Consider the following 21,037-nt stretch of genomic DNA (forward strand, 5'->3'; position numbering starts at 1 on the left):
AGCCAAAATTAAACATCTTTTGTCAGAGATTTTACCGATTCTAGAATTTATTCATAGTAAACAAGTAATTCATCGCGACATTAAACCCGAAAATATTATTCGCAGAAAAAGCGATAATAAATTAATTTTAGTGGACTTTGGGGCGGCAAAATTTGTCAGTCCTTTAAATCGTTCCATGACAGGAACAATTATCGGTTCTGCCGAATATATTGCCCCTGAACAGGGAAATGGCAAGGCAGTTAATGCCAGTGATTTGTATAGTTTGGGTGTAACTTGCCTTTATTTATTAACTGGAATATCTCCCTTTGATTTATTCGATGGTGGGGAACACCAATGGGTATGGCGACAGTGGTTAGTTAATAATCCTGTTAGTAATGATGTGGTAAATATTCTGGATAAATTAATCGAGTTCGGCACAAAAAAACGCTATCAATCCGCATCGGAAGTGTTGCAAGCTTTGCAGATAAAAACATCAGTCTCTATATCCCAGACAACTATTCAAAAACCCGTTAATCCCATTATTTCCGTTCCCCAAACTCCCCCATCTATCCAGCTTAAAAGTGCCAAAGGAATCGATTATCGGAACTTAGAAGATTTATTAAAACAAAAGCGATGGAAAGAAGCAGACGAGGAAACTGCGAACTTAGTAAGAAAAGTAACTAATCGTGTCAAAGACTGGTTAAGAGATGAAGATATACAGAAATTTCCCTGCGAGGATTTGCGAACCATTGACCAATTATGGGTTAAATATAGTGGCGGTCACTTTGGTTTTTCCGTGCAGGGGCAAATCTATCGAGAAATCGGTGGCATGGAAGAATATAATGAAAGAAATTGGGATATTTTTGGCAGTTTGGTAGGCTGGCAAAAAAATAATAGTTGGAATTGGCAAGATATTAATTATAGTTGGCAAGCACCTCAAGGTCATTTGCCGCTAATACGCTACGGTTATAAGGGAGAAGGAAGTTATATTATCTATCATCTAACCTCAAGAATATTTATTTGTCAGACTTCTAGTCACCAGATTATTAATCAAAAACAACCTGTAGCAACAATTATTCAATCTCCCATTATTTCCGTTCCCCAAACTACCCCATCTATCCAGCTTAAAAGTGCGGAAGGAATCGATTATCGGAACTTAGAGGATTTATTAAAACGGCAGCAATGGAAAGAAGCGGACCAGGAAACCGAGAGAGTGATGCTACAGGCTGCCAAACGCACAAAAGAGAGATGGCTGAGAAAGGAGGATATCGATAAGTTCCCCTGCGAAGATTTGCGAACAATTGACCAATTATGGGTGAAATATAGTAACGGAAAATTTGGCTTTTCTGTGCAAGCGAAAATCTATCACGACCTCGGCGGGACGCAGGAGTATAATGATAAAATCTGGAACGCTTTCGGGGATAAAATCGGCTGGCGAGTACGAGTAGGATTTATGAAGAATAGTTGGATATACTACAAAGACGTTACTTTTGACCTAAAGGCACCCCAAGGCCACCTCCCCTTTGAAAAATGGAAAAATAATTGGAGAAGTCTCTTCTCTCGCGTCGAGACTTGCAAAATGTAAAATCTAAAGTCCAGTCGGGTGCGTTAGGGAAGCATAAACCACCACCCTCCTATCCTGTAAAATAGGGATAACAAAACTGGCACAATTCTAGGAGAAGATATTTGCCGACCCAAAAACAGAAAGATACCGCTATCTTTATTTGTCAATTGCTTATCTTTTCTCTACCAACCGATATACCTATTCCGCTCACGATTCAGCTTATCAATAATAATCTAGAGAAATTTTAGGGTAAACTCCAATGCTAGAAATTACCAAAAACTATGTATTAGACGAGGATCAAAAGCTGATTGCCGTTAAGATTCTCATTGCCGAATTTGAAAAAATTGCATAAATCCTAGAGGATTACGGACTAGGAAAACTCATCGAAAAAGTTGAAAATGATCAAAGGATTCAGTATGATAGCTCTTTATTGCTAACTGGACCGACGATGATCTATTCTGGATCCTAGCCTGACTTGCCAATCCCCACCGCCAAAAAAGAATAATGTACTGCGATTACCTGGTTCAAATCCTCACCGCACGCGTCTATGATGTCGCCCAAGAAACCCCCTTGGAATTTGCCCCCAATCTCTCCCAACGCTTGCACAATCAGCTTTTACTCAAGCGTGAGGATATGCAGTCAGTTTTCTCTTTTAAACTGCGCGGCGCATACAACAAAATGGCGCATTTGTCAAGGGATTTGTTACAAAAAGGTGTAATTGCTGCCTCGGCGGGAAATCATGCTCAGGGAGTCGCTTTGGGAGCGCGGCAATTGGGAACCCAAGCGATTATCGTTATGCCTGTCACCACTCCCCAAGTCAAAATCGACGCGGTAAAAGCCCGGGGGGGAATTGTCGTCCTGCACGGTGACACCTACGATGATTCATACACCTACGCGCGGCAGTTAGAAGCGGAAAAAGGCTTAACTTTTATCCATCCCTTCGATGATCCGGAGGTAATCGCCGGCCAGGGTACGATCGGTATGGAAATTTTACGACAATATCAGCAACCGATCGAGGCCATTTTTGTCGCCATTGGTGGCGGTGGACTTATATCAGGTATTGCCGCCTATGTCAAGCGTTTACGCCCAGAAATTAAAATTATCGGGGTGGAACCTGTGGACTCAGACGCGATGAATCAATCCCTAAAAGCCGGTTATCGGGTGCGTTTGTCTCAAGTGGGATTATTTGCCGATGGGGTAGCGGTGCGCGAGGTGGGAGAGGAGACTTTTCGTCTCTGTCAGCAGTATGTGGATGAGATTATCCTCGTGGATACGGATGATATTTGTGCCGCGATTAAGGATGTTTTTCAAGATACACGCTCGATTTTAGAACCTGCGGGGGCGTTAGCGGTAGCAGGAGCGAAAGCTTATGTAGAAAGAGAAGGAATTGAGGATAAAACCCTTGTTGCTGTGGCTTGTGGGGCGAATATGAACTTTGATCGTCTGCGGTTTGTGGCGGAAAGGGCCGAATTAGGGGAACGGCGCGAGGCGTTGTATGCTGTGACTATTCCCGAACAACCGGGCAGTTTACGGCGTTTTTGTGAATGTGTCGGCAAACGCAATCTAACCGAATTTAGTTATCGCATTGCCGATGAAAAAGAAGCACATATTTTTGTCGGCGCCCAGATCGAAAATCGCACCGATGCCAAGAAATTAGCCGAGAGTTTTGAAGCTTGCGGCTTTAAAACCCTCGATATTAGTGATGATGAATTGACTAAATTGCATCTGCGCCACATGGTGGGAGGGCGATCGCATTTAGCCGACCATGAATTATTTTATCGCTTCGAGTTTCCCGAACGACCGGGGGCTTTAATGAAATTTGTCGCCTCCATGAGTCCCCACTGGAATATCAGCGTTTTCCATTATCGCAATAACGGGGCCGATTACGGGCGCATCGTCGTGGGCATACAGGTCCCCCCCGATGAAATGAATCAATGGCAAGCTTTTCTCGATACTCTCGGCTATCGCTATTGGGATGAAAGTCAAAACCGGGCCTATCAGTTATTTTTAGGGTAAATCGCCATTTTCAGGAAGTTATCAGCAGATGAATCAAGATTTTCTCCATATTTCCGTTTTGAGTCAAGAATTAATCGCCGGTTTAAATATTCAACCCGGGGGGCATTATCTCGATCTTACCCTAGGGGGTGGTGGACACAGCCGCTTGCTTTTAGAAGCTCATCCCGAAACGACAGTAACCGCCATTGATCGCGATCAAAGCGCCCTAGAAGCCGCTAAAATTAGTCTTGCCCCCTATCTAGATAGCCGTTTAACCCTCTGGTGGGGGAACTTCGCCGATTATAAGGGACAAAATAGCAGTTTTGATGGCATTATCGCCGATTTAGGAGTCAGTTCTCCCCAATTCGATCAGAGCGAGCGCGGCTTTAGTTTTCGCCACACGGCAGCCTTAGATATGCGGATGGATCGCTGTCAATCCCTGACGGCAGCCGATATTATTAACCATTGGCACGAAAAAGAATTAGCAGATCTTTTTTATCAATACGGAGAAGAACGTTTATCTCGTCCTATTGCTCGCTCGATCGTCCAAAAACGTCCCTTTACTACCACCACTGAATTAGCGGCTGTCATCGCTAGTTCTGTACCCGCTAGTTACCGTTATGGACGTATTCATCCGGCAACGCGGGTTTTTCAAGCCCTACGCATCGCTGTTAATCAAGAATTAGATTCTCTGCAACAATTGTTAAATCAAGCCCCCCACTGGCTAAAATCCGAGGGAATTATCGCTATGATCAGTTTTCATAGTCTAGAAGATCGTCTGATCAAGTATGGCTTTCGCGAAAATAATTCCTTGAAAATTATCACGAAAAAGCCGATTATCCCCGGCCGAGAAGAACAAGCTAAAAATCCTCGTTCTCGTTCGGCTAAACTAAGAATAGCCCAAAAGATAGAATCAGAGGTTATCTGATAGCAGTTATCTTAATTGTGAGGTACAAACTCTCTGGTTTTGGGGAGTCGTTATCTTGAAGATAAAGGCTGTGGTAAAGTAAAAACCAAGAAAGAAAGCTGGTATTTATTCTTAAAAATCATTGACTAAAATAACGCAGTCCTTTTACCAATCTTTCTACTGCCGTTAAAGCCGTTTCTGGAGATAAAGCACCGTAGGCAAGACGCAAATAACAGCCTTCTGTTATCCCAAAAGTTGAACCGGGTAACACCGCCACCCGCTGCTGCTCAATTAAACTTTTAACTAACTGAAAATCATTCTTGTCTGTGGTAATTTTCAGGAAAAAATAAAAAGCACCTTCCGCAGTGGCAACATCACAGATATCGCCGATTGATTCTAAAGCATTCAGGCAAATTTCTCTAACTTGACTGATGGTTTTTAACTGTTCTAAAGGATAGCTTTTACCCACCTGTAATGCCCCTAGGGCTGCGTATTGCGACACCACCGGCGGACAGATTAAAATAGTATCCTGAATCTTATTAATCGCCTCAGATAAATGTTCTGGTACTACCATATAACCAATGCGCCAACTGGCAAAACCGTAGGCTTTTGAGAGACTAAATAAGGAAATAGTCCAGGATTCACTACCAACAATTGCCGCCGGAGAAAAGTGACGGGCATGGTTATAGGTAAAATATTCATAGGCCTCATCATGAATGTGATAGATGCCCTTTTTTTGACAGATTCGATTGACTTCTCTTAGGGTATTTTCTGGATAAACTACTCCCGTGGGATTATTAGGAGAAATCGTCACCACTGCCTTAGTTTTTTCCGTGATTGCCTCTTCAATGGCAGCCGGACGCAATTGAAAATTTTTGTCTGTGGCGACCAAAATTACTTGACAATCAGCCATTTTTATGGCCATTTCATGATTGAAATAAAAGGGAGTGTTGAGAATAATTTCATCCCCCGGGGAAGTAATGGCTAAAATGGCATTCATAAAAGCCATATTACTGCCCGCCGTCACAAAAATTGCCTGTTTATCGCTGATTTCTATCCGATTATCTTCGGCTAGTTTTTGCCGAATTACTGCTAATAAGGGGGGAATTCCCGCCACAGATTGATATTGATGATTTTTGGGATTAGCTAAGAATAAAGATAGAGATTCGAGCGCTTCCCGGGGTGGATAATAGGAAACAACACCTTGACCGAGGGAAATAGTGCCGGGGTTCGCTTTAATTAATTGACCGACCACGGGAATAATCGGTGTTTGTACCCCGTCCATGCGGGAGAGAAGGTCTTTCATTAAAGTAATCAATGGAGCCGAGCAGAGTCGAACTGCTGTCCAAATTAGGTATTGACTGTCCGTTCATTCACAGGTTTAGTTTCGATTACCCTCGAAACGGGGACTGTCACTTATCCCGGACAGTGGGATGCTCTAGTTAAAGCTTAGACGGTTAACTAACTAGAGAAAGTTAAACGTGGCATCCGTTGGGGGTTTATCCATAGTCCTTAACGGAGTCAAACTATGAATGCTCGAGTCGATTAGAGACTATTAGGCAGCTACAGGAGCGGCTTTACGAGCGAAAGGAACGATGTTGTTCGCATTTACTTTTTGTTTGAGCCTTTGATTTACGAGAGGAGACTCACTCTCGACCTGTATCACGGGGGAGCTTTCGCTAACCTGTCGAAACCGTTACGGCCCCTTGTGCTTACATTCTGATTGTAGCATATTTTTTGATTAAGCTAATTGTGGCTCAATTGGGATTTTTCCGATCTTCCCAAGGGTTAGAGCCAGTCTAGATGGGAAAAAAGGTTTTTATCGCTGATTTTTGGGAGAATTATCCTATATTTGCCCTCGATTAGTATCACCAGAGACTAAACAATTAATTGAGCAGCTATTGCTCCACTGCGATAACCTGAGTTCGGAATCAGGGAAAACGGCAAAATTTCCCTAACCCGAACTAACCTTGATTACAAAACCTTATGGGTGTGAGAATGTTGTTTGACGTTATCCTCCGTCCGCACCACATGAACAGCATTCAAGATGCGTTTTTTCTCTAGGGAAAAGTTTAAATCGTCTTTTTGGCCGCCCAAGGGGATTAACCCTTGTAGGTGGGGTTGATTTTTATAGGTGCGAGTGGCCGCAATCGCCCTTTCGACAAAATTCTCGCATAATTGGGCATTATCGGGGAAATTACTGGGTATTTGAGGATTATCGTCCTGAAATACCTCTCCTAAAGCCATGGCGCGGGCAAATTCGTAGGAAGTGGGAATTCCTTTGACAATTGCCTCTAGGGCTGCCGAGGGAATCGGTTCTAACACCGCCACTTTTTCTAATTCTCCCTCCCGTTTAAGAAAACAAATTGCTAAACCGAATACACAATAATCATCTTTTGTCAAGTCAGAAATGTTTAAGAATTGTGTCGCTGTGGCCATTATTTTAATCCTGAGTCGCTCTTTCTTTAATCTTGCGGGTGATCAGCGCTCGAATCAAGGTTTTTATTAAGAGATATGAAGGAGAAAAATTTAGCAGGGTTGGGCGGCGCTAACGCATCCCCAGACGGAAAAAACTGAGAACTGTTAGACTAGAAACCAGCAGATTAACTGATAAACGAGCTTTATGTCACCCACTCTACTCATCTCCAAAGAACTCCCCACCCTGAAATATAATCCTAGTCTGGAGCGCTTTGATAGCTCTTGGGCGGCTCCTTTGTCCACTCTCCTGGGACTGGGACGGGCTGCCGGGGCGACTTTTATCGAATTTTTCCTCGAAAGAGTCAACTATATCAGTTGTTTAGCCGAAGATGACACCATCACCAGTCTCTCACCGAAACTATCTACAGGGGCAGGAATCCGCCTTTTTCGCGGTAAAGCCGATTGTTATGTCAGTACCAATGATTTAAGCTTCCAAGGCTTAAAAAATGCCCTAGAAAAAGGTTTATCGATTCTTGGTTTAAACCTACCCAGTCCTAACGCCTATATTCCCGAAATCAATCTGGAAATGTTCCGGGATTATGCCACGGTCAAAAATAAAGATATTTGGCTGAATAATTGCAGTTCTTTGCGAGAAATGGGTGATATTCTCCTAACTGCTAACGTTCAACTCAATCAGAAAGCCTCTCACGTCCAATCTCGTCGCGCCGCTTATTTTCGCGATTGGCAAGAAATTTTAGTTGCCGCTAGTGACGGCACTTTTGCCCGGGATATTCGCCTCACCCAATCCGTGGGCTATAATCTCCTCTGTGCCGATGGGACTAATCGTTCTAGCATTGGTAAACGGGTGGGTAGTACCAGTAATCCCGATTTTCTGCGGACGTGGAATGCCGAGGAATCGGCGGCAGAAGTGGCCGAATCGGCGGGTAAAATGCTTTACGCTGACTATGTAGAATCCGGCAGTTATCCCATCGTCATGGCCAATGAATTTGGCGGCGTTATCTTCCACGAAGCCTGCGGCCATTTGCTAGAAACTACGCAAATTGAGCAAAAAACCACGCCCTTTCTCGATAAAAAAGGCGAAAAAATCGCCCACGAAAACCTGACGGCTTGGGACGAAGGATTATCCGATAAAGCTTTCGGTACTATCGATATGGATGATGAGGGAATGCCGGCCCAGCGTACTCTCCTCATTGAAAATGGTATCCTAAAAAACTTCATTGCCGATCGCACCGGTTCAATTAAAACCGGTCATCCGCGCACGGGTAGCGGTCGCCGTCAAAACTACACCTATGCGGCCGCTAGTCGGATGCGGAATACCTACATCGCCCCCGGGGAATATACCCTCGATAATCTCTTTAATTCCATCGATAAAGGCATTTATTGCAAAAAAATGGGCGGTGGTAGTGTGGGGGCCACGGGGGAATTTAATTTCGCCGTCGAGGAAGCTTATCTTATCGAAAACGGCAACCTGACTAAACCCCTGAAAGGCGCGACTTTAATCGGTTCAGCTAAGGAGATTATGAATAAAATCTCTATGTGTTCCCAAGATTTAGGACTAGCGGCGGGTTTTTGCGGTTCCGTCAGTGGTAGCGTTTATGTCACCGTTGGTCAACCCCATTTAAAAGTCGATTCTATTACCGTTGGCGGTCGTTAATCATGACTTTAGTGATTCTCTACTACTTCCTAATTGCCATCATGATAGTGGGAATAATTGGCGAACTGCTGCCCGCTATCCCCGGCATGAGTTTGATTTTAATCGCCATGCTGGTGTGGGGTTTTGTCACCAAATTTGCGGGGATGGGGGTCGCTTTAACCGTGGCCTTTGTTGTCCTTCTCCTCAGTCTGGGGGTGGAATTCCTCGCTAGTTATCTCGGCGCCCAAAAAGTTGGGGCGAGCAATTGGAGTCAAATCGGGCTAGTAGTGGGTTTATTAGCGGGAATATTCGGGCTTTTACCCGCTTTACCCATTGGCGGCCCGATTATCGGCTTATTTGTCGGTCCTGTGGTCGGGGCTTTTTTGGGAGAATACGCCTATCGTCGCGATTTGGAATTAACTCCCCGTTTGCAACAATCCCTAAAAGTCTGTGTCGGTATCGTCGTCGGTACGGTTATCGGTCACGTTGCCAAAGCTATGCTGGCCACGGCTGCCGTTATCGTCTTTATTGTCACCACTTGGCCCAATCTCTCTTCAGTTATCAGTTAGAAGATGTTGAATGTTGGGATTTTATTTGAAATTTCCCCATTCCCCCATTCCCCCACTTCCCTATCACTATCCTCCAACACCAAAAAAAATCTATGCCAAAAGTTGAAGATATCGCCCAAATCGCTAATTCTAGCGCCCAAGCTTTAGGAATTGCTAAATACGACATCTATGGTTCCTCGGTCGATGAAACCGATGTGGATGTGTTTCAAGGGGAACCGAAACAGGTACAAGCTTCCAATCGTTCCAGCGTTATCGTTCGCGTCTGGAATCAGGATAATCAAGTCGGTGTCACCTCCACCACCGATGTGGACCCGGTGGGACTGCAATTAGCCCTAAAAACCGCTCAGGAAGCCAGCGTTTTTGGCGTTAAGGAAAATGTCCCCGATTTTAGTCCCGCTGCCACCGCACCCACCACAGAAGTGGCCAGCGAAATGTCTAATCAAGCACCTGTATCCACTCTCGTCGATAAGTTATTAGCCGCCGAAAAATCCCTACTAACGGCCCATCCGGCTATTGCCAGTGTTCCCTATAACGGTTTGGGACAACAGCAGGTCAGACGTTTTTATCTCAATAGCGACGGGGCAATGCGTCAGGAAGCGCGTAGTTATGCCAGCGTGTATTTATACACCAAAACCGAACAGGAAGGCAAAAAACCCCGCAGCGCCGGTGCTTTTCGGGTGAGTCCGGGCCTGGAAAAATTAGATATCGATGGCTGCATCGAGGAAGCGATTAGCAAAACTGTTAGCCATCTGGACTATCAACCGATTACCACGGGTAAATATTTGGTGGTTTTTGCCCCCCGCGCCTTTTTGAGTCTAATGGGAGCATTTTCTAATCTGTTTAATGCCCAAAATGTCCTTGATAAACAGAGTCTTTCTACTCCTGAATCTTTGGGAACACAAATCGCCGCTACTGCCTTAAATTTGTGCGATGATGCCCTCCATCCGGCTAATGTTTCCGCGGAAACTTTTGATAGTGAAGGTACTCCCACCCATCGTGTGGAATTAATTAAAGAGGGGATTTTGAGTAATTTTCTCCATAGCACGATTACCGCTAAACGGATGAATACGGAACCAACTGGCAACGGTAACATTGGGGCAAAAGTAACGGTTAGTCCCCATTTTTATCACGTTTTTGCTAGTGCTAATCAACCCCAAAGCTATTCTTTGGAAACGGCAGAAAATGTGGTTTTAATTGATAGTTTACAGGCACTTCATGCAGGAGTTAATTCTCTACAAGGTTCCTTCTCTTTGCCCTTTGATGGTTGGTTAGTGAACAAAAATGAGCGCATTAGCATCGATTCCGCTACCGTAGCCGGAGATATTTTAACACTGCTGAAATCGATTGTTTATCTGGAACCGGAAGCGGTTATTACTCCCAGTGGTGTTTGTCCCTACGTTTGGGTAGAGGGTTTATCAATCACGGGAGAAGCTTAACACTATACCAGACCAAAAATAGGGGGTATTAACAAGGGTAATACCCCCCGCCAGATGGATGCTAATTTTATAGTCGTGGGTAAGCTGTTGACTATCTAAATTACTCCTTAAAACTACACCAGAATTAAGACCGGGGAGAATAAATAAAAATAATTTCCTATCTCCTAACCCCACCAATAAACTTTTTCAGCAAACCCTAATTAAGAACTATTTTTCCGCTGGGGGAAACCAATTATCATCTAATGTTTGTTCGAGGGATATATGAGCGTCTGAATTAAGGGAAAAAAGCTGAGAAACCGATTTAATCGCCACTGGATAAACTTTATCATACATGGCTGCTAATTCTGGCCGTAAGCTGGGACTATCTTCTAAACGCTGCTGAATTTGGGCGCGAAAATTGACTATTGCTGCCGCCCAATGATTACCTGACCGTTTTTTTTCTTCTTGCCAATAAGCCAGCTTTAAAAGATGTTCGATAAGACAGGTTAACAGACTCATTAAAGCTCGTCTATCACTTTTTCCCATACTCTCGATTTCTTCAATTAAATTATCCCAATCCACTTGCTCAAAATTGCGCTCTTGTAAATGTTTTACCGTCTCTTTTAGCCATTGATTATAATCAGTTTCGTAGGCAGTTGACGACATAATTTAACTCTCCATAGAAAATTACTTAAATGGCTTTCTATCTAGGGCTGGCTGAATATATCTAAACACCTTTTTGGCTAAGACTTTTAGACTTTTTTTCTCAAAAAGTATATCAGATCTGGGAGTGATCGGGGGAAAAATTAAGGTACTTTTTCCCTGAAAATTAGCTAATTGACCCCGGCGGTTCGACAAGCGGTTCGGCGGTTCGGCTGAGCATCGCCGAACGTCCTCAACATCGGTAAAACCCCACACCCGTTCGGACCTCGGCGTGAGCTCGGTCGAACGCTGAGCTCACGGCCGAAGCCCACACCCCACACCCCACGAAAAACTTTTTGCCGCAAACCCTAATTAGCAATACCCTCTTTTTTTCAAACTATAACCGGCTAATCCGAGGGTTAGCAATCCTAAAACTGCGCTAGGTTCTGGGACAGGTTTGATGGAATAAATCGCCAGATTACGACTCACTTCATTGGCAACAATTAACAGGGGAGTACCATTGGGACTATCGGCAGCGGGAATAAATAATAATCCTTCGGGAGAGATATCGCCTAATTGCCAATCGTTGATATAATCAACAAAGAAAGGATGACTAGGGTTGGTGATATCATAAACCATGAAACCGCCAGCCCTTTCTATTCCCACAAAAGTATAGAGACGATTGCCTACAGTTCCCACGGCTAAACCTTCCGGTTCTGGGCCGCGGTTATCGCTACGACTATCGAAACTACTAGGAGTACCATCGGAATTAAAGATACTAGGAGTTAGGGGAGTTGCCGAAAAAGCCGCCAAAATTTGTTCAAAATCATCGCCACTATCGAAGACTGGGGACAGTCCATTAGTGACATTCCAAATCGAAAAAGAACGACCACCATAGGCAAAAAGTTGGCTATATTGACCTTGGGCGTTAAGTCCGTCAATGCTAGAAACATCCAAACGGCCGAGATTTTGGTTTAATTTCAATGTGGCCGCATTAGGGAAAACATTGGGGTCTAAAGTTACAGTAGAAACTCGTCGGGCCTCATCTCTAGTATCACCTTCATTGGCAGTAATTAAATAGGTTTGTCCGGCGATGGTAACGGTGGCAATCGTATCCGGTTGATATAAGCCAAAAACCGGCCAATTATTAATTCTCATTGCTGGGGAATTAGCCGCTCCTCCAAATACTACCCCATCTCGATCGCTAGGGTCCAAACCATTACCCGGTGCATTAAAATTTTTGGCTCCTAAAGGTAAAATACTGGTGACTTGAGCGTTAACAATATCGACTATCGCAATAGCGTTATTTTCCTGTAAAGCCACCCATGCAGTGGTTCCATCGTCGGAAACGGTGATGTATTCTGGTTCCACATCTTGGGAAACCGTTTGACCGGGGAAAATGCGGACTCCCTGATTTCTTAAAGTGTTCTCTTGACCATTAAAACTGGTAAAGGTAGCAGTGTTGACCGTGGCATTGAGAACACCGGTGCTAAGGTCAATAACACTAACGGAACCATTGGGATTGATCGCTCCTCTCGCTTCCCCTTCATTAGCGACCAAAACCCGATTACCGTCAGGAGTAAAGGTTAACATATCCGGTAAAGCGCCCACAGTAACCTGATTCTGAAAGACACCATTAGTATCGAAAAATACTACACTGCCGTTATTGGTAATCGTACTAGCTTCCATGGCCACGGCCACGATACCATTTTTGATGGCAACGCTGTTAACCCCCGCACCGTAGGGACTAAGATCGATCGAGGGTAAGGGAATTGGACTAGCGGGATTGCTGATATCGGCAATATCTAGACGATTATTGGGACCAGTCACGAATAATCTGCGACTAGCTGGGTCGTAAGCGGGAATTTCTGCCCCGAAGTTATTAGCAGCAGTTGTACTATTGCCAAGACTGCTTAATCGGGTGATATTTAAAGCTGAGGCAGATTCGGTAACGATGTTGATACTGCCAGCAATTGACAGCAAGGTTAATAAAAAATTCCCATGGTGACGATCGATAGCCTTAATCATATTTTTAGCTGAAACCCTGCAAAAAAAGGCTAAACAATCGCATTTTTTCAGCCCCAAGTTAAAGGAAGATTAAACAGGAGGGAAATTAAGGATATCTTCAAAATTTGGCCGAGAACAGTAAAAGCGAACTAGGAAAACGGGTTACTCGATCGATTTTTAGTTGAACGGCTCATTTACCGGAGTGATAACATAGTTTAGTATAAGCTCGATCAATATGGAATCAAGACTCGTGTTATCTACTCTCCTAGCCGATTTCAAGATCATTTTTGAACGTGACCCCGCTGCCCGCAACTGGTTAGAGGTACTGTTTTGTTATCCCGGATTACAGGCTTTACTGTGCCATCGCTTCGCCCATTGGCTATATCAGATCGGGATTCCCTTTATTCCCCGTTTAATTTCCCATCTTGCCCGTTTTCTGACTGGTATCGAAATTCACCCCGGCGCCCAAATAGGTCAGGGTGTTTTTATCGACCATGGCATGGGAGTGGTCATCGGAGAAACGGCCATTGTCGGTGATTATGCCCTCATCTATCAGGGAGTTACTTTAGGAGGGACGGGGAAAGAAAGCGGTAAACGTCACCCGACTCTAGGGGAAAATGTGGTCGTCGGCGCTGGGGCCAAGGTTTTAGGTAATATTTATCTGGGTAATAACGTTCGCGTCGGCGCTGGTTCTGTGGTCCTGCGCGATATTCCCGCCGATTGTACCGTCGTTGGTGTACCCGGTCGTTTAATCTATCGCGCTGGGACGCGGGTGGAACCCCTCGAACACGGTGATTTACCCGACTCGGAAGCGGTGGCTATTCGCGCTTTGGTGGACCGCATCGAACAACTGGAAAAACAAGTGTACGAATTGCGGCTAGAACGGTCAAAAGAACCAGATTATCGGATTAATTGCCCAGTTTTAGCCCATTTAGAAGAAGAGGCGAGTCATAGCTTTTGTCCTGCGGCCGATCGGGATATGCGCGAGTTTCTCGAAAGATCGGTTTATCCCCGAGAATCTTCTGATATGATAGAAGACTCGTTTTCTAAGTAGCTGAAACCCATTTATCAAGGCTATGATTGTTAAGGACTACTTGGCACCGTCCGATGGCTCAAACTGACTCAATCCGTATCCGTGGCGCACGACAACACAATCTCAAAAATGTTGATCTCGAATTACCCCGCAATCAGTTGATTGTTTTTACCGGAGTTTCGGGATCGGGCAAATCTTCCCTCGCTTTCGACACTATTTTTGCCGAGGGACAGCGCCGCTATGTGGAGTCCCTCAGCGCCTATGCGCGCCAATTTTTAGGACAATTAGATAAACCCGATGTGGATGCGATCGAGGGTTTAAGTCCGGCTATTTCCATTGACCAAAAATCCACTTCCCACAATCCCCGTTCTAGTGTGGGAACTGTTACGGAAATTTACGATTACTTGCGTTTATTGTTCGGTCGTGCCGGTGAACCCCATTGTCCCCATTGCGATCGCAATATTGCCCCCCAAACCATCGATCAAATGTGCGATCGAGTGATGGAATTAGCCGAGAAAACCCGTTTTCAAATCTTGGCCCCAGTAATTCGCGGCAAAAAAGGCACTCATAAGCAATTAATCTCTAGTTTGGCCTCCCAAGGCTTTGCCCGGGTGCGGATTGACGGCAAGGTAGTAGAATTATCCGAGGGCATCGAGTTAGATAAAAAACATCTTCATGATATCGAAATTGTTATCGATCGCCTGATCAAAAAAGAGGGTTTACAGGAAAGATTAGTAGATTCTTTAACCACTTGTTTAAAGCATTCCGATGGTGTAGCGATTGTAGAAATTCTTGATGAGAATAACGAAGATAATCCCGAAGTTACCAAAGAAATTGTCTTTTCCGAGAAATTTGCCTGTCCCGAACACGGGGCCGTTATGGAAGAATTATCCCCCCGTTTATTCTCTTTTAATTCTCCCTATGGTGCTTGTCCCAACTGTCACGGATTGGGCAGTTTACGGAAATTTTCGGCAGATTTAGTCATTCCAGATCCAAAACAACCGGTTTATTCTGCTATTGCCCCCTGGTCAGATAAGGATAATTCCTACTATCTTTCTCTCCTCTACGGTTTAGGGCAAGCTTTAGGTTTTGAAATTCAAACCCCTTGGCAGAAACTAACAAAAACCCAGCAAGATATCATTCTGTATGGTAGTAAAGAACCGATCTATTTTGAAGATGACTACCGTTACGATACTGGTCGCGGTTACTATCGAGAATTTGCGGGAGTTATCAATATCTTAGATAGAAATTATCAAGAAACCACCTCGGAAGTTATTAAACAAAGACTAGAAAAATATATTGTTAACCAAACCTGCGAAGTTTGTCACGGAAAAAGATTAAAACCAGAAGCTTTATCGGTACGTTTAGGACAATATACGATCACGGATTTTACCGGAGTTCCCATTCGGGATTGTTTGCAGAGAATTAATGATTGTCATTTAACCCCAAGACAGGCATTAATTGGGGAATTAGCCCTCAAAGAAATCAAAGCGAGACTACAATTTTTAATCGATGTGGGATTAGATTATCTTACCCTCGATCGACCGGCGATGACCTTATCTGGGGGAGAATCCCAACGAATTCGATTAGCCACTCAAATCGGTTCGGGATTAACAGGAGTATTATACGTTCTCGATGAACCTAGCATCGGATTACACCAAAGAGATAATAGTAAACTGTTAGAAACCCTGCAAAGATTGCGAGATTTAGGCAATACTTTAATCGTCGTCGAACACGATGAAGAAACGATTCGGGCAGCCGATTATGTGGTCGATATCGGTCCAAAAGCGGGGATTCATGGCGGAGAAATCATCTGTCAAGGCAGTTTTAAAACCCTTTTGAAGTCCAAAAAATCGATAACAGGGGACTACCTATCGGGACGCAAAGTTATTGAAACTCCTCACCAAAGAAGGGAAGGAAATGGTAATGCTTTAGTCTTAAAAAATTGCCATCAAAATAACCTAAGAAATATCGATGTAACGATTCCTTTAGGAAAATTAGTCTCGATTACGGGGGTATCTGGTTCGGGAAAATCTACCCTAATTAATGAGTTATTATATCCGGCTTTACAACATCATTTAACCCGTTTAACTCCCTTCCCCAAAGAGTTAGATAAAGTGGAAGGATTGGACGCGGTTGATAAAGTAATTGTCATCGACCAATCACCGATAGGACGCACTCCTCGGTCAAATCCTGCCACCTATACGGGGGTTTTTGACATTATTCGCGAGATTTTCACCGAAACCATCGAAGCAAAAGCTAGAGGTTACAAAGCGGGGCAGTTTTCTTTTAATGTTAAGGGAGGACGCTGTGAAGCTTGCCTAGGCCAAGGGGTAAACGTCATCGAGATGAATTTTCTCCCCGATGTCTATGTGCAGTGTGATGTGTGTAAAGGGGCGCGTTATAATCGGGAAACCCTACAGGTTAAGTATAAAGGTTATTCGATCGCCGATGTCTTAGATATGACGATCGAGGAAGCATTAAAGGTCTTTGAAAATGTCCCCCGGGCCACCACCAGATTACAAACTCTCGTGGATGTGGGTTTAGGATACTGTAAACTCGGTCAAAGCGCCCCGACTTTATCCGGTGGAGAAGCGCAAAGGGTGAAATTAGCGGCCGAATTATCCCGACGGGCCACGGGAAAAACCCTATATTTGATCGATGAACCGACTACGGGATTATCTTTTTATGATGTGCATCATCTCTTAGATGTGTTACAAAGATTGGTCGATAAAGGTAATTCGATTATCGTCATCGAACATAATCTCGACGTGATTCGCTGTAGCGATTGGATTATTGATTTGGGACCGGAAGGAGGGGACAAGGGAGGAGAATTAATCGCGGTGGGAACACCGGAAACCGTGGCTAAATGTGAAAAATCCTACACCGGTCATTATCTTGCCCAAGCATTACTTCAATATCCCCCAAAAAAGCGGGATAATATTAGGGAAGAACACAGAGATAATAAAGCCAATGATCAAGATTAGTATTTAACTCTTGTTCGCTTTTAATTTCCTGACCGGTTTTCCAAGAATAAATTTTAATATCTTGAAAGTAAGACCTTAACTGTCTTAATTGTTCTTTGGGGGTGGCGTAATAATTTTGCAGACGAAAATTATGGGGTTCATCCCGAATAATTGCATAGTCAGCAGTCAATAACTGTTCGTAGCTAAGAGAGGGATTACAGGCCCGCAAAATCGCCCAGATGACTAAATTGACATAGCTACTAAAAGGATTGAAACTAATCTTTTTTTTCCAATCGAATTCTGGGATAATTCCCTGAAGATTATGACTAGAAAAACAAAAATAACCGCCAGTTTTACCGATGCGGCTAATTTCCTCTAAAACTAGAAAACGGTCAGCAGGGGAAATATAATCAATGCCATTAAAACTAAAGAGAATAAAATCAAAATAATTATCGGCAAATTGTTCTAGATTTCTAGCATCGGCCACTTGCCAGACTAAATGGGGGAATTTTTGACTACAAGCGGCGATCATTTCCGCAGAATAATCAACACCGATATATTCTCCCACAAGAGGGGCAAAATACTTCGTAGTCCGTCCCGCACCTACCCCTAAATCAAGCATTTTCATGGTTGATAAACGCTCTTGCAGCAGGGTTAAAATTGTCTTTTCTGCTGGCTGTAGCGCGGTTAATTGGGCATAATAACCGACAATACTAGGGTCTCTATAGGTTTGCTGATTTTTGTCCTTAATCATTCTCGATCGCTCTTTCCTCATAATCTGGCTGTTTTTCTCTTACTAATAATTCACCTTCCCAACCGCCAATTACTTCTTCAAAGAAGCCTTCTTGCCATTGGCTAAATGTAGTTTTTTCTTCTTTTTCTTTTAGAGATATTGGCTGATAAACTAAGGTAACTTCTAAATCTGTGTTTTTAAGTTCAGGGGGTAAAGATATTTGCAATGTTCCATCTTCTCCCACATGGGTTTTAAAACTAATTGTTTTCATGGTTTCGGCTCAGGCTACTACTATCTTATGATAGTGTCATATATCCTCGTCTGACAACGTGCGTTCCCTGCGGTCTTTTAACCATAAAGACATCTTCACCCCAAACAGGTCAGACATGGCAGAAACCACCATCCGATGAGAATGGCAGTACATCCCACTCAAGACCGAGACGATGGATACTACTCTCTCACGGTAGCCGATCTTTCCTACTACCATCTTTAAGAAAAGATTTAGACTATCATTAAGATGCGCTTAAATTATCCAATTGGCATCAATGGAGATTTTTAGCTCTTTTGTATCATCTACAAGGATAGCATTTTCCAAAAGTGATAAAAGAAATGTAAAGTTGTTTTATATTAGTTGTCTTTGATAGCCTGGAAATTGTCCTGACGACTTCCCAAATTGCTCCCCACCTGACCCACCGTCCCAACCTCCAGTTGACGAAAGTAGATAGCGCCGAGTCGGTTGTCAGCCATCTGATCGGAGGCTTGCAGCGATCGCCTAGGTTTAAATTCAGTTACGCGCAAGATCAGGTATTTTTATTTGAGCAACGCTAAGAGAGAAAAAGCAGCGGGTATCACATATCTGTATAACGTGCTACAATAATCCAAGATTCCATTAAAGGTTAGATTATCAAACGACGACTCAGGACTATCAAGGTCGGAAAACCTCGTTCGATAGTCTGAGCAGGGGCAAGACAATCAGTTAGAACTAATTTACTATCTGAGACTGTCCAATCGTTGGAATCGACTTCGGGTATGAGTGAGGATATCGATCCGCAATTGTCAGGGTAATACCAAATCCCCCTGATCCAGTCCAGTTGACAACCCTTCTGGTTCGTAGTGACCACTTCAGTCGTCCCTGATGATAACTGGGTTTTGCTAACTGGATTGAGGATAAACCTGCCTTAGTGCGGTTTTGTCGTTACTTGTCTAACAATTGTTGCTATTTCACTAACTACCTTATTTTTCATGGTTAATAATTATGGCAAGCAAATCTTATTCGATGGTGCAAAATTCCCCAACTGGAACAACCGGAACGGGACTAGATCAAACGGTTGAAAGAATTGGCAGAGATCCAGGACTTGCTGGTGCTAATCTCGGCACAAATATTACGGGTGGAATGACGGCAGCTAATGAATTAAATCATTTAATCTTAGAAGCCAAACAAGCCACTGGAGTTGCTAGTAACGGCATTTTTACTGTCAGTGACGTAACCGCGATTAATGCTTGGATTCGCGCTAACCGTTTGGCAGAATTTACTGCTCTCCACGGCGATGATGACGGGACAACAGAAACAGGATTTCATTTAGTACAAAATGACGGAGCGACTCAACAGTATCGCAATCAGAATTTAGTCGATACGGTTTTTGATGGCATTTATCACATTGGTTTCCTAATTGAAAATGGCAGCTTTGTCAATGAAGATGGTAACGCCAATGCCACAGTTGCTCAGGTGGCGGATTGGCTAACCCAATTTTATACAGATCGGGCAACAACTAATACCGGACTTGATCGGATTACGGAATTAATTATTGCAGATCAGGGTTTAGCGCAAAATATACCTTGGCAAGAAATTGCTGGCGGTGCTGATGCGGCCAATGGACTGAATGATTTATTAAAAACAGCGATTACCACCTACAATCTCGCCGCCGATGGTTCAATTTCCGAAAGCGATATTGCACAAATTAACAATTGGATTCGCTCCGATGCCACCCGTTATAATACTTTTATTGTTCTGCATGGGGATGATGAAGGGACAGAGGAAACTGGCTTCCATTTAGTTCAAAATGACGGCGCTCAGACCACATATTTTGCGAAAAACCTAGTTAATACCGTTGCCGACGGAATCTATCATATTGGCTTTCAGATCCAAAATGGGCGATTTCTCAACGAAGATGGTGCAGCTAATGCCACAGTCAAAGACGTAGCGGATTGGGTAACATATTTTTACGTTGATCAGTCCACCACTGGCACAGGATTAGATAAAATTGTCGATACCATCAAAATTGATACTGGCTTAGCCAAGTGGACAAATGCGGGGGATATTAACGCTGGAGCCGCCGCCGCCGATGGACTTAACCATCTATTAGTAGATGGTATTACTGCTACAGGTATCGCTGCTGATGGCTGGATTACCAGCGATGATATTCGCACCCTCAATCAATGGGTTCGCACTAATCACTATGACGAATTTATCCTCCTCCACGGTGACGATGAGGGAAATGAGGAAACAGGCTACCACCTGGTACAAAATGACGGAGCGACAACCCAATACTTCGGTAAAAATTTAGTCAATACCGTAGCCGATGGACTCTATCATATTGGCTTTAACATCGAAGACAATCGTCTCGTCAACGAAGATGGTGATGCAAATGCTCGCCTTAACGATGTTTCCAGTTGGCTCAACTATTTCTATCTTCAGAAAACCATTATTTACGGTGATAACTCTAGCGACACGATTACAGGTACGAATCTTGCTGAACACCTGATGGGTTACGGGGGAAATGATGTTCTCAGTGGTGGCGGCGGCGATGACCTAATCGATGGAGATTGGGGGTGTGACACTTTATCGGGTGGAGTTGGTAATGACTTACTCTATGGCGGCGCAGACAATGACCAATTGGATGGAGGCGAAGGGTCAGACACTTATTATGTCTCCGGTAATCTAGCCGGAGGCTGGTCGAGTTTCCAAGGCTATGACACCATTACGGATACAGGGACAAGTGGCACAGATACCATTGTCGCCAAAGGTGCGGCTAATGTTGATATCGGTCTCAAGAGTTTTGGGGTTAATAGCGGCATTGAAACCATCGACGGGACAGGAGTAGCAGGAAAAGTCACCATCGTCGGCGATTGGAGTGACAACACCCTCGACTTCTCTA

The 21,037-nt window shown here is 43.9% G+C and carries 15 protein-coding genes, 1 other RNA gene and 1 pseudogene; 10 read left to right on the plus strand and 7 right to left on the minus strand.

Annotated features, from left to right (window positions below; genetic code table 11):
• The 4 genes and pseudogenes from IM462_RS19650 to rsmH form a co-directional block, all read left to right on the plus strand.
• On the plus strand, window positions 1–1,564 hold a 1,564-nt coding region (locus IM462_RS19650), incomplete at its 5' end, for a GUN4 domain-containing protein (RefSeq protein ID WP_287715510.1).
• Window positions 1,565–1,802: 238 nt separating this feature from the next.
• A pseudogene (locus IM462_RS21310) lies at window positions 1,803–2,012 on the plus strand (RelB antitoxin-like protein).
• A 35-nt stretch (window positions 2,013–2,047) separates the two neighbouring features.
• Window positions 2,048–3,559 carry a threonine ammonia-lyase, biosynthetic gene (gene ilvA / locus IM462_RS19655; RefSeq protein ID WP_287703715.1) on the plus strand — a complete coding sequence of 504 codons (1,512 nt, stop codon included), beginning with the start codon at window positions 2,048–2,050 and terminating at the stop codon, window positions 3,557–3,559.
• Between the two features lie 28 nt (window positions 3,560–3,587).
• Window positions 3,588–4,466: a 16S rRNA (cytosine(1402)-N(4))-methyltransferase RsmH gene (rsmH, locus tag IM462_RS19660; protein WP_287703713.1), complete on the plus strand. Its 879-nt coding sequence runs from the start codon at window positions 3,588–3,590 to the stop codon at window positions 4,464–4,466.
• Between the two features lie 118 nt (window positions 4,467–4,584).
• Here rsmH and IM462_RS19665 read toward each other — a convergent pair whose 3' ends face one another.
• The 3 genes from IM462_RS19665 to IM462_RS19675 all read right to left on the minus strand — a co-directional run bounded on the left by IM462_RS19665 (window position 4,585) and on the right by IM462_RS19675 (window position 6,884).
• On the minus strand, window positions 4,585–5,751 hold the full coding sequence (locus IM462_RS19665; RefSeq protein WP_287703711.1) for a pyridoxal phosphate-dependent aminotransferase: 1,167 nt from the start codon (window positions 5,749–5,751) through the stop codon (window positions 4,585–4,587).
• Between the two features lie 9 nt (window positions 5,752–5,760).
• Window positions 5,761–6,151: a transfer-messenger RNA gene (gene ssrA, locus IM462_RS19670) on the minus strand.
• A 268-nt stretch (window positions 6,152–6,419) separates the two neighbouring features.
• A complete protein-coding gene (locus IM462_RS19675) occupies window positions 6,420–6,884 on the minus strand; it encodes a hypothetical protein (protein ID WP_287703709.1) in 465 nt (154 codons plus the stop codon).
• 184 nt (window positions 6,885–7,068) lie between these two features.
• On the opposite strand from IM462_RS19675, the gene IM462_RS19680 reads away from it, so the two are divergent.
• From IM462_RS19680 to IM462_RS19690, 3 genes are all read left to right on the plus strand, one after another.
• Window positions 7,069–8,538, plus strand: coding sequence for a TldD/PmbA family protein (locus IM462_RS19680; protein WP_012266273.1), 1,470 nt, complete (start codon window positions 7,069–7,071; stop codon window positions 8,536–8,538).
• Window positions 8,539–8,540: 2 nt separating this feature from the next.
• Entirely contained in the window at window positions 8,541–9,086 is a 546-nt protein-coding gene (locus tag IM462_RS19685) for a DUF456 domain-containing protein (RefSeq protein WP_287667656.1), read from the plus strand.
• A gap of 92 nt (window positions 9,087–9,178) precedes the next feature.
• A complete protein-coding gene (locus tag IM462_RS19690) occupies window positions 9,179–10,522 on the plus strand; it encodes a TldD/PmbA family protein (RefSeq protein WP_287703707.1) in 1,344 nt (447 codons plus the stop codon).
• 207 nt (window positions 10,523–10,729) lie between these two features.
• Here IM462_RS19690 and IM462_RS19695 read toward each other — a convergent pair whose 3' ends face one another.
• Both IM462_RS19695 and IM462_RS19700 read right to left on the minus strand, forming a co-directional pair.
• Window positions 10,730–11,167, minus strand: coding sequence for a DUF29 domain-containing protein (locus tag IM462_RS19695; RefSeq protein WP_287703705.1), 438 nt, complete (start codon window positions 11,165–11,167; stop codon window positions 10,730–10,732).
• 348 nt (window positions 11,168–11,515) lie between these two features.
• Window positions 11,516–13,171: a choice-of-anchor I family protein gene (locus tag IM462_RS19700; protein ID WP_287703703.1), complete on the minus strand. Its 1,656-nt coding sequence runs from the start codon at window positions 13,169–13,171 to the stop codon at window positions 11,516–11,518.
• A 214-nt stretch (window positions 13,172–13,385) separates the two neighbouring features.
• On the opposite strand from IM462_RS19700, the gene cysE reads away from it, so the two are divergent.
• Window positions 13,386–14,204, plus strand: coding sequence for a serine O-acetyltransferase (cysE, locus tag IM462_RS19705; RefSeq protein WP_110544776.1), 819 nt, complete (start codon window positions 13,386–13,388; stop codon window positions 14,202–14,204).
• Window positions 14,205–14,257: 53 nt separating this feature from the next.
• Window positions 14,258–17,170, plus strand: a complete 2,913-nt coding sequence (uvrA, locus tag IM462_RS19710; RefSeq protein ID WP_287703700.1) for an excinuclease ABC subunit UvrA — start codon at window positions 14,258–14,260, stop codon at window positions 17,168–17,170.
• Here uvrA and IM462_RS19715 read toward each other — a convergent pair.
• Both IM462_RS19715 and IM462_RS19720 read right to left on the minus strand, forming a co-directional pair.
• Window positions 17,127–17,903: a class I SAM-dependent methyltransferase gene (locus IM462_RS19715; protein ID WP_287703698.1), complete on the minus strand. Its 777-nt coding sequence runs from the start codon at window positions 17,901–17,903 to the stop codon at window positions 17,127–17,129. The two genes, uvrA and IM462_RS19715, sit on opposite strands and share 44 nt — an antisense overlap.
• Window positions 17,896–18,153, minus strand: a complete 258-nt coding sequence (locus tag IM462_RS19720) for a hypothetical protein (RefSeq protein ID WP_287703696.1) — start codon at window positions 18,151–18,153, stop codon at window positions 17,896–17,898. The genes IM462_RS19715 and IM462_RS19720 overlap by 8 nt, the downstream gene beginning before the upstream one ends.
• Window positions 18,154–19,137: 984 nt before the next feature.
• Between IM462_RS19720 and IM462_RS19725 the strand changes: the two genes are divergently transcribed.
• Window positions 19,138–21,037: calcium-binding protein (locus IM462_RS19725; protein WP_502845524.1), on the plus strand; the 1,900-nt coding region annotated here is incomplete at its 3' end.

Source organism: Microcystis sp. M144S2, from assembly GCF_020246065.1.
Taxonomy (GTDB): domain Bacteria; phylum Cyanobacteriota; class Cyanobacteriia; order Cyanobacteriales; family Microcystaceae; genus Microcystis; species Microcystis ichthyoblabe_A.